The sequence below is a fragment of the Enterobacter sp. ECC-219 genome (assembly GCF_043966805.1).
In the GTDB taxonomy this organism is placed as follows: domain Bacteria; phylum Pseudomonadota; class Gammaproteobacteria; order Enterobacterales; family Enterobacteriaceae; genus Enterobacter; species Enterobacter cloacae_N.
In genome coordinates this window covers 1,241,471-1,253,408 of sequence record NZ_CP143680.1, presented here as the reverse complement: position 1 = coordinate 1,253,408, position 11,938 = coordinate 1,241,471, and the positions used below count along the sequence as shown (strand labels likewise).

Genomic DNA, 11,938 nt, shown 5'->3' with positions numbered 1-11,938 from the left:
ACACTATGGCAACGTTTAAGGCAAAAGACGGCACGCAGATTTACTACAAAGACTGCGGCGCGGGCAAACCGGTTCTCTTCAGCCACGGCTGGCCGCTGGACGGCGACATGTGGGACAGCCAGCTGAACTACCTGGCGGAGCGCGGCTTCCGCGCCATCGCCTTTGACCGTCGCGGCTTTGGCCGCTCGGATCAGCCGTGGAACGGCTACGACTACGACACCTTTGCGTCCGACATCAACGACCTGATTACCACCCTGGATCTGCGCGACGTGACGCTGGTGGGCTTCTCCATGGGCGGCGGCGACGTGACCCGCTACATCAACAACTACGGCAGCGCGCGCGTGGCCGGTCTGGCGCTGCTGGGTGCGGTAACGCCAATCTTCGGCAAATCCGACTCCTTCCCGCAGGGTGTGGATCAGAGCGTGTTCGACGGCATTCGCGACGGACTGCGTAAAGATCGCGCCCAGTTCATCAGCGACTTCGCGACGCCGTTCTACGGCACCAACGCCGGGCAGACCGTCTCTGCCGGTGCCCTGACCCAGACGCTGAACATCGCCCTGCTGGCGTCGCTGAAGGGCACCATCGACTGCGTGACCGCCTTCGGCGAAACCGACTTCCGCCCGGATATGGCGAAAATCGACGTGCCGACGCTGGTTATTCACGGCAGCAACGACCAGATCGTACCGTTTGAAAGCACCGGCAAGCTGGCGGCGGAGATGATCAAAAACGCCACGCTGAAGGTGTACGACAACGCGCCGCACGGTTTCGCGCTGACCCACCAGGATCAGCTCAACGAAGATCTGCTGACGTTTGTGAAGTCGCTGTAATGCTTTAAATGCGAAGCCTGATGGCGCTTCGCTTATCAGGCCTACAAGGGCTGGTCCTGTAGGCCGGGTAAGGCGCAGCCGCCACCCGGCGCTTTCGCAGACGCGTTCCGCTCCGCCAGCAGCCGACAAACCTCCGCATGCTTCTCCTCGGTGAAGGTAAAGCGCGACATAAAGCCCATTCGGATCAGCGAGCCGATAGCCGGTAACAAACAGATCCCGAAGAACAGCCCCGACAGTACGCCTTCGCTCTGAATTTGCGCCTGCGGCACGTAGCCGATCATCGTCAGAAACACCCCGATTAACCCGCCGCCCACCGCCACCGACATCTTGCCGGTAAAGGTCTGCCCGGAGAAGGTAATCGCCGCGCAGCGCTTGTGGGTGTGGTACTCCGCGTACTCGATGGTGTCGGCAATCATCGACGAGGTGAGGATGTTGGTCATCATCACGAACAGCGTGCTCAGGCCGAGCAGAATAAACAGCATCGTCACCTGCTGATAGCCGACAAACCACATCACCACGCGCACCGCCACGTCCAGCCCGCAGAGGATCATAAACAGCTTCCGCTTCTGCATCCGGCGCGTCAGCATCGGGGCAACCAGGCACAGCACCGCCGCCACGATCCCCATCACACCAATCGCCATCTGCAGGCTGCCGTCGCCCAGGTTGTTGATAAAGAAGTAGATATACAGCCCGCCCGCCACGTTGTGGAACACGCAGAAAAAGAACGACAGCAGGACGATAAACAGCGGCTTGTTCTGGCGCAGGTTGTGGAAGGTGTCGCGGATGGTCACCTTCTCCGGGCTCGGCGGCACGCGCTCTTTGATCTGCATAAAGCCGTTGAGCATCAGCGGCAGACCCACCAGCATCATCACCAGCGCCGCCATAAAGTAGCCTTTATCGTTGCTGTACTGGGCGAAGAACGCCGCCAGCTTCGGGAAGAAGATGTTGGCGCAGGCAATCCCGGCGTTCACCCCGAGCATTGCCGCCGTCACCGCGCGGGTGCGCTGGGCGGAGTCGTTGGTCATCACCGACGACATCGACCAGAACGGGATATCAGAGATAGCGTACAGCGTCCCCCACAGGATATACGTCACCCCGGCGTAGAGGATTTTGGTGGGCATGTCCGCTTCGATTTTATAGAACGACAGCAGCGTGACGCCGGTGATCAGCAGCGGCGCGATGAGCAAAAAGTGGCGAAACTTGCCGAACCGGCTGTTAATGGTGTCCATAATGCTGGCAAACAGCGGATCGTGAACCGCGTCCCACGCGCGGGCAATCAGGAAGATGGTGCTCGCCGCCAGCGCCGAGATCCCCAGCACGTCGGTGTAAAAATAGTTAATAAACGAACCCACTAAACCAAAGCTAAAACATTGACCTAAACCATAGCCAAAATAAGACCACAACTCGCGAGACGGTATTTTCATTGTCATTGCCATTGTTATATGCCTGCCTGGTTGCCCGGCGGTCGGCCGCCGGGTCGATATTATTAGCCCTGAACTTTCGGGGCGATCTTGCGCAACTGCTGCATTAATGCGATTTCACGGCGCGAGAACGGAATGCCGTTCTCCTCGAACACGTCGTGGAACCAGAGGCGGCAGTAGTCCGTGGACTCCTTCATCACCACCGGCCACGGCAGCCACGTCTGGGTTTTGCCGCGCACCAGGCCCCACTGGTACGGCGCAACCTTCGCCGCGTACATCAGTGGAAGCTGCTCTTCGATGGTGCTGCCCACGTGACGCGCCAGCCATTCGGTGCAGAACAGCGGCCGACCGAGCTTTTGCAGCTGCTGGATAATCGCCGTCATGCGCCCGGTGTGGGTGTAGGCGTGGAAGCTCACCACGTCCGAGAGCGCCAGTGCGGTCTGGTCCAGCGGATGCCGGAAGAACGTCTCGCCCTCCTCTCCCGGCGGCAGACGCCAGGCGCAGACGGTAAGCGGCTGGGTCGGGTCCTCCTCACGCACCCACCGGAACGCCAGCTTCATCAGCTCATGGGCGCAGGTCTCCAGCTTCGCGTCGTACTGCACCTCCTGCGTGCCGGTCGCGAAAATGCCGCGGTTGCCCGGCTCGTTATAGAGATCCCACAGCAGGACGCGCTTATCGTCGCGGAACTGGCGAACAACGTCGCGGATATAGTACTCAATCTGCGGCCAGCAGTCGGGATCGCACACCTTGTCGCGCCCCGGGCTCGCCGCCGCCTGGCTGTTGTGCTTGCCCGGCACCGGCGGCTTTTGCGGGCCGAGGTACGGCTCGTCGCCGGAGAAGCCGCAGTCGTCCATCAGGGTCAGCATGGTGCTGAACCCGTGACCGTCGGCAATCGTCAAAAACTGGTCGATGCGCGCCATCAGCCCGTCACGGTCGTGCTCCCAGACGATAAACGGCAAGTTGATGCGCAGGGTGTTATAGCCCGCCTCCGCCGCCCAGCCCAGCTCGCGCTCGATGGTTACGGCATCGAAGGTCTCTGCCTGCCAGATATCGGTCCAGTTCACCGCCGTCGACGGCAGATAGTTGAACCCGCACAGCCAGCCTTTTTGCTCGTACCACGCCTGTGCCTGCTCCCTGCTCCACTGCTCTTTCATTACGCGTCCTCTTACTGATAATATTTAGCTAATAAATATTAGTTGCGGGATAAATGCGCAAATCACGGCGCACCGAAAAGCGACGGCTCTCACAAAGTTCACGCTTCGATGAATGAGAAACGTGATCGACGGCGCTAAAGCGTGCGGTTAGGGTATGATGCGAAGTCGCGAAAGGGAGAGGACGGATGAAGCGAAAAACGAAAGTGACGATGAACGATATTGCGCGGGCGGCGGGCGTGTCGCAGGCGACGGTATCGCTGGTGCTTAACCAGTCCCGCAACATCAAGCTCAGCGACGACACCCGCCAGCGGGTGATTAACGTGGCTACCGAGCTCGGCTACGACCGCCTCCCCGCCGTTCACGCTCCGCGCAACCAGGAAGAGATCGCCCTGCTGGTGAGCTCCATGCAGAGTTTCGACCCGTTTATCGACGCCATCAGCCAGGCGCGGGAAGCGGCGTGGCGCAACGAGACGTTGCTCACCGTCTACGACTACGGCGACGACATCGAGCTGGCGCTGAACATCATCCGCCAGCTGGAGAAGCGTAACTGCATCGGGATTATTCTCGCGTCTCCGGTCACCACGCTGGTGGACATGACGGCGTTCCAGGACTGCACCCGCATCCCGCTGGTGCTGCTCAACCAGCGCGACCCCGGCTCGCCGCTGCTGCCGTCGTTTATCCCGGACGACTACGCCAACGCTTTTCAGGTGACTAAACACCTCATCGCCTGCGGGGCCACGCGCATCGCCCACATCACCGGCGAGAGCTGGATGGAGGCCTCGCGCCAGCGTCTGGCGGGCTACCAGGCGGCATTACAGCAGGCCGGACTGTCGTGCGACGACAGCCTGGTGCGCCAAACCAACTGGCAGTTCAGCGAGTCCTTTACCGCCACGACTTCTCTGCTGGAGCTGACCGAGCGCCCGGACGCCATCTTCTGCGCCAGCGACTGGCTGGCGATTGGCTGCTATCAGGCGCTGGCGGTGAACGGCGTGCGCATCCCGCAGGACATGCTGCTGGCGGGCTACGACGACCAGAAGATTTCCGAGCAGCTCACCCCGCCGCTGACCAGTATCCAGCTGCCCTACAGCGAGCTGGGGCGGCTGGCGGTGGAGTACCTGTGCAATCAGGAAGATGCCGCCACGCACGTGACGCTGGCGGGCAGGCTGAAGGTGCGCGCCTCAAGCCTCGTCTGAGGTAAACACCATGCCCGCGTAGGGCTTCTCTCGACACGCCGCCAGCCGCGCGGCGAGGCTGCCCACGTGCAGCTCCAGCTTGTGCCCGTCCGGGTCGAGAAAATAGTACGACGCCCCCTCGCTTTTGTTCTGCTTCCAGACGGTGACGCCCGCCTGCTCCAGCCTTTGCGAGAACGGTTCAAAATCCGCCTCCGCGACGGTAAACGCGTAGTGGGTGTAGTCGCTCTCCTGCGGCGGCACGTACTGGCGCGCCTCGTCGTACGACAGGCAGACCCACAGATCGCCGCAGGTGAGATAGGCCCCGGTATTCCAGCGGGCGTGCAGCGCCAGCCCCAGCAGCTCGTGCCAGAAGGTGACGCTTTTTTGCAGGTCGCTGACCGCGAGGGTCAGGTGGTTGAGTGATTGCAGCATGACATGCCCTTTTGTTTTTCGCGCCGGACGTGATACGGTAAAGAGATGAACATAAACCACGCCGTGCTCACCGTAAACCGCTGGTGGCTGCCTTCTTAAAGGCGGCACGGAGTAGTTTTTCCCATTTTCAGATAGCCGCCGAAAGGCGGCTTTCACACATCTAAGACCCCTTTCGGCATTACAACGTTAAGGAGTCTTTATGAACAAGCAAACCATCCTCACCGGCGACCGCCCAACCGGCCCGCTGCACCTCGGCCACTTCGTCGGATCGCTGCGCCAGCGCGTGGCGCTCCAGCAGACGCACAACCAGTTTGTGCTGATTGCCGACCTGCAGGGGCTGACCGACAACGGCAGCAACCCGCAAAAAATCCGCGACAACATCCCTGAAGTGCTGGCCGACTACCTCGCCGCCGGCATCGACCCGAACCTGACCACCGTCTGCCTGCAGTCCGCCCTGCCCGCCCTCGCCGAGCTGACGATGCTGTATATGAACATCGTCACCGTCGCCCGCGTGGAGCGTAACCCGACGGTGAAAAACGAGATTGCGCAGAAGGGCTTTGCCCGCTCGCTGCCGGTCGGGTTTATGGCCTACCCCATCAGCCAGGCGGCGGACATCACCGCGTTTAAGGCCGAGTGCGTGCCCGTCGGCGACGACCAGCTGCCGATGATTGAGCAGACCAACGAGATTGTGCACAAGATGAACAGCCTGCTGCCCGCCCCGGTGCTGCGCCACTGCAAGGCGATGCTGAGCGACACCAGCCGCCTGCCCGGCATCGACGGCAGCGCCAAGATGTCAAAATCGCTGGGCAACACGCTGCACCTGTCGGCCAGCGAAGAGACCATTCACCGTGCGGTCAGCGCCATGTACACCGACCCGAACCACCTGAAGGTGAGCGACCCGGGGCAGATTGAGGGGAACGTGGTGTTTACGTACCTCGACGCGTTTCATCCGGACAAGGAGAAAGTGGCGGCAATGAAGGCGCACTATCAGGCGGGCGGGCTTGGGGACCGGGTATGTAAGAACGAGCTGGAGGGGTGTTTGCAGGAGCTGATTGCGCCGATGCGGGAGCGGAGGGCGATGTATATGCAGGACAAGGGGGAATTGATGGCGATGCTGAAGCGCGGGACCGAGCGGGCGCAGGGGGTGACGCAAGAGACGTTGAGGGAGGTGAAGGTTGGGCTGGGGGTGCCGGTGTTTAGTTAAGTTAGATTTAGCGGTGGAGTGCGTGGAATTGGCATGAAGCCGCTAACTTGATTATTACGGAAATCAGCGAGGAGCAAAAATTCTTAAATGCATTATTAGTCAATGTCGTTTGTCATTCTGTTAAGAGCGCTATATTCATAGACTCTTAATATTTTAAACGCCACGGCAACTGCTATGAGTAAGTTTATTATTTCCATGCTGAATACGTTACTTTGTGTATTTGTGATTGTGTTATGCCTCATATGCGTGGGCGTCACTGATAACTGGAAAGAATGCACAATAGCTATAACCATCACTTTAGGATGCGCACATTTCATGGCCGTTTTACTAAATCGTGTATTGCCTCATAAGTTATCTATCTTAGAAGGAATACTGGAATTATTGGGAGGACCACTATTAGTTATAGGCGCAATTGTGTGCTTTGATGTATTCGAACCCTGGCCGTTAAAAATCATTGGGATGTTTGCGTGGGTTGTTTTGGTTTTCTTTGGACCATCAATTATAAGTCCCAGGCGTTAACTCGGTCTGTTAATAAATGTCTACGTCATTTCTTCACTCACGGAATCCAACATAATGTACCCCACTCTTTCGCAGGTCATTGAGGTTGTACGCCAGTCATCTGGACATCATCGCAAGCGCATCGATGAAAAAACCCTAATCGAAGCTGACCTTGATATCTGCGGCATGGATGGCGATGCCCTAATTGAAGACTGCGAGGCAGCGTTTGGCGTTACGCTCGTCACTGAAGAAGATGGTTATGAGAAAACTTTTTCTCTCGCTGCAAATGAATTCCTCTTTAGTACCGAAGGCATAGATTACTTCGGTATCTGCCGTTTGATTCGCAGGATACGTGGCATACGTGAACCTGTGATACGCGATTTAACCGTTGGCGAACTCCATGCTGTACTGGTTAAGGCTGTCAGAGAACAAAGACATGATGTTTGAGTTATTTTTAGCGTAGTGCGGGCATGTCCTCACATGCCCGTGCAGACTGGCTTGAAGTTTAAACAGCCTTCCCACTCCCACGCTTAATCACCGGCATATCACCCGTATCATTTAGCGCTCCCGGAAACGTCTTCAACCACTGCGCGACTTTCTTTTTATTTATATTCACCACGCTCATACCTTCCAGGCATCCCCATAATTCTCTTGTATGCTGTGGCGTAATCACAATGCAGTCTTTCATGGCGCGGATTTTCACTGGCATGCCATTGATGAAACCCGCGCGTTTTAACCAGTCGCCGCCCAGAAGAAGATATTTCATGTCTATGCGTGCATAGAGTTCGCAGCAGGCGGCGCTGTCCTGCGGCGTTTCCGCGCGGGGATGGACGGGCGCCGCGTTGGGCGGGTTGCCGTGAAGTCGGCGGGCGCTGTTTTTGCGTACCAGCTCGCGGTTTTCAATCATGCCGGTGAAAGCGTCTGATTCTGTTTTGCAAACAGTAAACTCTGGCTTAAAATTCGTCGCAGCCATTTTCAACTCCCTTATAGTTGGTTGTGGTTAGCGGTATGGGGGTGTTGCAGCACCTTCATATCGCGAATTCTCTCTTTAAATATTCTTTGATACTTCCTTTGCCGTTCGGCGTAATTTCTGGTGCTTATTATACAGGACTGAATATAAATACAGCGGTTTGGCGTGGGATAAATTTGAAATTTGCGAGGGAGATTCAGGAAAAGGGTTGGGTCAGGGAAATTACGCAGCGAGGACTATCAGAATATAAGGTGAGCGCCCGCATGGACCTCAGAGCAACCATTCGCCGATCTGCGGGCTGGCCATGAGTCGTTTTATTATCAAGTTCGGTGACCGACTGAGCGATCACCTTTAATACGATGGCAGTTATACAGCATTACGGACAGGTTCCCTTGAGAGGATAAGCGTTAATAAAGAGGAGGCACTCAATGCCTCCTTTCTATTTGTTACGCTCTTACGTTCCAATCGTCCGTATACTGGACATTACCATCAACATAACGCCAGGTGATTTTGTCATACATCAGGGAAACAGATTCCATGTGGTTGATCTGCGAGTTTCCTGCCATTTTAGCGTTTGGCATCCCTGGGTTAATGCCCGTCACTTTCACACCCTCAATGGTCATGACGAAGTAGCACTCTTCTTGTCCTGCATGGTTAATGCGATACCAGCGAATCTCCGCACTTTTCAACGTTTGACCGGTGGCAACGGCTTTGTATAGGTACGGGCTGGAGCTATCAAACTCCTTTTCAATCATCATCGGAGAATGTGAACGCTTGCCAGTAATCTTCCCGTTGGCACTGTCTACTGGAATGTTCAGACCATGACTAAAGCCAACAATCTCTATACTCCCCTCACGATCCTGAACGTCTACAGCTCCTTTAATGTCTGCGCCGCCATCGTCCTTAAGCCACATGTAAGCCGGAATAGGCATTTTACAAACTCCTTTTAGTTGTGATTTTCTTCGTGATGAACCAGTAGCAAACAATCGTTAAGAGCAACTGAAAGCCCACAATCGCCGCCATTGTGAAATTTGAATACGTTTGATCCGGGAATAAAGACTGATAAGGCAGTAAGCGAAATAACGCCCAAAACAGGAAGGTAAACCCGAAGATTTTAGCTAACCGTCGCAATGTGGAACTGAACCACTCTCCGGGGATGCCAGCTGGACTAACTTTTTGTGTCGCGCCACTGTACGCCGTGGTAATCGCGCTCATGACAGGTACGCTGATTAATGTATTGATTAAGATGCTAAAATAGCCGTCTAACGATTCCCAAACTTCTAAATCAGGTTCACCCAAAATGAAGCGGGTAAACTTGTCGGCGCTTTGGAAATCGAAAAGCCCCGTAATAGAATTAACTAATCCATCATACGGAACCATTTCAGCAACGATCAGCACAACAACAGCGAACAGCACTATCTTAATGAATAAACTAAGGGCATGTTTTGCCACTGGAGATCACCTCAATCGTGCCGTATGCCTGTAGCTTCCTCATGCAAGGAACATCTATTCTTTGGCTTCTCAACAGAGCATTACGCAACATGGCAAAATCAGAATCATGTGGGAGAGTGATACAACCTTCTGATAGTACGCCTGGATGCAAACGGAAATTGCCACGCTTAACGCTCTCAATCCATGTGTAATCGTCGATCCCCCAATCATCACGCCATAATGCGAACCATTCAGAATGTTTGAATGTTGCACCATTGGCGAAGTGATTATAAATGTCTCTTCCCACTGTGTTTAGCTGTGACTTGAGTCCACCCTGAGGGCGGTCAACAATCCAGTATTTACCCGCTGGTACTGGCCCCTCTTTGGGGATCATTCCACATGCCCCACGATTACGGTAAGCACCATTACCAGAGAAAGCTAAAAACGTGCCTATACCAGGAAACGATAACGGGGAATAGTACGCATCATTAATTACGAACTTTCCATGTAGAGCCATAGATAACCCTTTTATCTATAATGACTTGTTGGCTTATCGTACTCCTACGCATTCGGACATAAGAAAGTTTTCTGCCGGGAGATCTCTGATTTTCAGATAATAGCCCGTTGGTGGTAAGACAACGTGTAAGGCCGTTAAGCGGTAACATCAGAGGTGTATCAGGAAGCTAGGTTTATCAAGTTGACCATGTGCCCTCAGGGGCGTGACCGAACCGCTGGCAGAGTGACCTGCTCCCTGATGTTAGTAATGTCTTCATAAGCCACATGAGAACATCCCCATGAAGAGGCGTTTTTCCGACTGGCGTAATTACCGCTGCCTATTATACAGAACTGAATATAAATACAGCGGTTTTGCGACAGGTAAAATTGGGAAATACCAGGGGGATTCAGGGAATGGGTTTGGCGGATACTGGTAAATCGCTGGCTTGAAAATCAGTCTTATTTTCCTCATCCAGAAATCTATTCATTCGTTAAATTAATTTAGACGACAAATTCGTCGCATCCAGCCCTTCTTCTCAGATCCTACAAAAATTCATCAAACCTATAGATTAACGATTTACATCACCCTGATTTTGTTATGTGATCCTGTTACAGGCTTTAGTAACGCCCTGCCCAGCCAACCGTAACAGGACTTCATCGATGGAATTTTATCAGGCCGATCCGACGCTTGAGAACTACTGGCGTGGTGTGATCCTCTTTGGAAGGAACGTCGCATCTTACAAATTTGCGCTGGCGTCGGCGTTGTATGAAGTGGATAAGACGGGCAGCGATTTGATAACGCTCGACCAGCTTGCTGTGCCGTTCAGCCGCTATCTTTGCGAGCACATGAAGCATGCGCCAAAGCAGATCACCTCCCGCAGCAGTCAATTTCTGGAAACCTGCCTGAAGTTCAACAGAGGTGAAATCACCCACGCCCAGCTCATTGAAGCGACGGTGCGCCTTGGCTTTAACAATGTGATTGATGCCTTTCATTACGTGAACCAGGGCGAGATCGATAAACGTTTTTTCCTTGATGAGCGCAAAACCCACAACGGGATCCGACTGACGGATAACTTCTATTTACTGGGCGAACGCCTGCAGTATAAAAACCTCGCCTTTGAAACCAATGCTCGCTGGAACCTGGTCGAACAGGCCTGGTCGATGGGGATTTCACGTAACCTTGCGGGCGTGGAGTTTGATGAAGATAATCAGCTGTTGTTCACGAGGGTGAACGCGCGTCGCGTAGACATCACCAGCTGTCGCGACAGCCTGAATGGTTACCAGAAAGGACGGTGTTTTTACTGCTTCAAACCCATCAGCCTGGTACCGGGAGACGCAGAACTGGCGGACGTCGACCACTTTATTCCCTGGGCTGCCCGCCATGAAGTGAGCAATATTAACGGCGTATGGAATTTAGTGCTGGCCTGTCGGTGCTGTAACCGTGGCGTTGAAGGCAAATCTGCACGCATTCCCGACCTCAGGCTCCTGCAGCGGTTACACACCCGCAATGAATATTTTATTCAGAGCAAACTGCCGTTACATGAGACGATTGTTCAACAGACAGGGCTGCGTCCTGAAGCACGGAAAAGCTTTCTTCAGCGTAACTGGCAGGCCGCGCTGGACAAACTTATCCATACCTGGAAACCCAACGCGGAAGGCGAGGCAACGTTTTAATGACACTTCACTACTATCAGAATCACGCACAGGATTTCTTCAATGGCACGGTCAATGTCGATATGACCCCGCTTTACGAGGCCTTCACCCAACATCTGCCTAACGGTGGCCGTGTTCTGGATGCGGGCTGCGGTTCAGGACGAGACGCAAAAGCATTTCATGAGAGGGGCTATCTTGTGGATGCTTTTGATGCCTCTTCCGCGATGGTGGAACTGGCAAGGCAACATACCGGGTTACCCGTGCAGTTGATGACATTTTCAGAGATCGACGGTAAAGCGCAGTACGATGGGATCTGGTGTTGTGCATCTTTGCTGCATGTCCCCTCTTCTGAGTTGCCTAAAGTGATGCAGAAGATTGCGGATGCGCTTAAGCCTGGCGGCGTCTGGTATGTATCCTTTAAGTATGGCAACGGTGAGCGCGTGCAGGGTGAAAGACGGTTTACGGATCTGGATGAAGAGGGATTGCAGGAGTTGCTGAGGGCGGTTCCGGGGATTGAGATAGCTTCGCTTTGGACGACACAGGATAACCGCCCGGACAGGGATGAGGCATGGCTGAATGGGGTAATACGAAAAACCGCCGCTTGATCATTAGTCGGTGCTAATCGACACGGAGTATCTCGATGCGGTTTTCATCATCGCCAGCATGATTCTGTTGATGTCT

General features: G+C 54.6%; 13 protein-coding genes. 6 read left to right on the top strand and 7 right to left on the bottom strand.

Translation table 11 applies throughout. The features are described from left to right. The first annotated feature begins 5 nt into the window (after positions 1-5). The gene (locus V1603_RS05855) at positions 6-827 is read left to right on the top strand and encodes an alpha/beta fold hydrolase (RefSeq protein WP_061099379.1); all 822 of its coding nucleotides are present in this window, start codon (positions 6-8) and stop codon (positions 825-827) included. Positions 828-868: 41 nt separating this feature from the next. Here V1603_RS05855 and V1603_RS05850 read toward each other — a convergent pair whose 3' ends face one another. Both V1603_RS05850 and V1603_RS05845 read right to left on the bottom strand, forming a co-directional pair. Then, positions 869-2,263, bottom strand: a complete 1,395-nt coding sequence (locus V1603_RS05850; RefSeq protein WP_395313611.1) for an MFS transporter — start codon at positions 2,261-2,263, stop codon at positions 869-871. 50 nt (positions 2,264-2,313) lie between these two features. Further along, a complete protein-coding gene (locus tag V1603_RS05845; RefSeq protein WP_395313610.1) occupies positions 2,314-3,402 on the bottom strand; it encodes a cellulase family glycosylhydrolase in 1,089 nt (362 codons plus the stop codon). 185 nt (positions 3,403-3,587) lie between these two features. Here V1603_RS05845 and V1603_RS05840 point away from each other — a divergent pair, with 185 nt between their 5' ends. Then, positions 3,588-4,595, top strand: coding sequence for a LacI family DNA-binding transcriptional regulator (locus tag V1603_RS05840; RefSeq protein WP_395313609.1), 1,008 nt, complete (start codon positions 3,588-3,590; stop codon positions 4,593-4,595). Here the strand turns inward: V1603_RS05840 and fosA are convergent. After that, a complete protein-coding gene (gene fosA, locus V1603_RS05835) occupies positions 4,581-5,006 on the bottom strand; it encodes a FosA/FosA2 family fosfomycin resistance glutathione transferase (RefSeq protein ID WP_395313608.1) in 426 nt (141 codons plus the stop codon). The two genes, V1603_RS05840 and fosA, sit on opposite strands and share 15 nt — an antisense overlap. Before the next feature lie 199 nt (positions 5,007-5,205). Between fosA and trpS the strand changes: the two genes are divergently transcribed. Next, positions 5,206-6,210: a tryptophan--tRNA ligase gene (gene trpS / locus V1603_RS05830; protein ID WP_395313607.1), complete on the top strand. Its 1,005-nt coding sequence runs from the start codon at positions 5,206-5,208 to the stop codon at positions 6,208-6,210. 573 nt (positions 6,211-6,783) lie between these two features. Next, on the top strand, positions 6,784-7,155 hold the full coding sequence (locus V1603_RS05825) for a hypothetical protein (RefSeq protein ID WP_163330729.1): 372 nt from the start codon (positions 6,784-6,786) through the stop codon (positions 7,153-7,155). 58 nt (positions 7,156-7,213) lie between these two features. Here the strand turns inward: V1603_RS05825 and V1603_RS05820 are convergent, their stop codons facing one another. From V1603_RS05820 to V1603_RS05805, 4 genes are all read right to left on the bottom strand, one after another. Continuing rightward, the gene (locus V1603_RS05820; protein WP_163330728.1) at positions 7,214-7,681 is read right to left on the bottom strand and encodes a SymE family type I addiction module toxin; all 468 of its coding nucleotides are present in this window, start codon (positions 7,679-7,681) and stop codon (positions 7,214-7,216) included. A 443-nt stretch (positions 7,682-8,124) separates the two neighbouring features. Next, positions 8,125-8,610: an Hcp family type VI secretion system effector gene (locus V1603_RS05815; protein WP_008501360.1), complete on the bottom strand. Its 486-nt coding sequence runs from the start codon at positions 8,608-8,610 to the stop codon at positions 8,125-8,127. A 1-nt stretch (position 8,611) separates the two neighbouring features. After that, positions 8,612-9,130 carry a hypothetical protein gene (locus tag V1603_RS05810; protein WP_395313606.1) on the bottom strand — a complete coding sequence of 173 codons (519 nt, stop codon included), beginning with the start codon at positions 9,128-9,130 and terminating at the stop codon, positions 8,612-8,614. Then, positions 9,111-9,626 carry a DUF2778 domain-containing protein gene (locus tag V1603_RS05805; protein WP_395313605.1) on the bottom strand — a complete coding sequence of 172 codons (516 nt, stop codon included), beginning with the start codon at positions 9,624-9,626 and terminating at the stop codon, positions 9,111-9,113. Before V1603_RS05805 ends, V1603_RS05810 begins: the two co-directional genes overlap by 20 nt. 638 nt (positions 9,627-10,264) lie before the next feature. Here V1603_RS05805 and V1603_RS05800 point away from each other — a divergent pair. Both V1603_RS05800 and V1603_RS05795 read left to right on the top strand, forming a co-directional pair. Then, positions 10,265-11,278 carry an HNH endonuclease gene (locus tag V1603_RS05800; protein ID WP_395313604.1) on the top strand — a complete coding sequence of 338 codons (1,014 nt, stop codon included), beginning with the start codon at positions 10,265-10,267 and terminating at the stop codon, positions 11,276-11,278. After that, a complete protein-coding gene (locus tag V1603_RS05795; RefSeq protein WP_395313603.1) occupies positions 11,278-11,862 on the top strand; it encodes a class I SAM-dependent methyltransferase in 585 nt (194 codons plus the stop codon). The genes V1603_RS05800 and V1603_RS05795 overlap by 1 nt, the downstream gene beginning before the upstream one ends. Positions 11,863-11,938 lie beyond the last annotated feature (76 nt).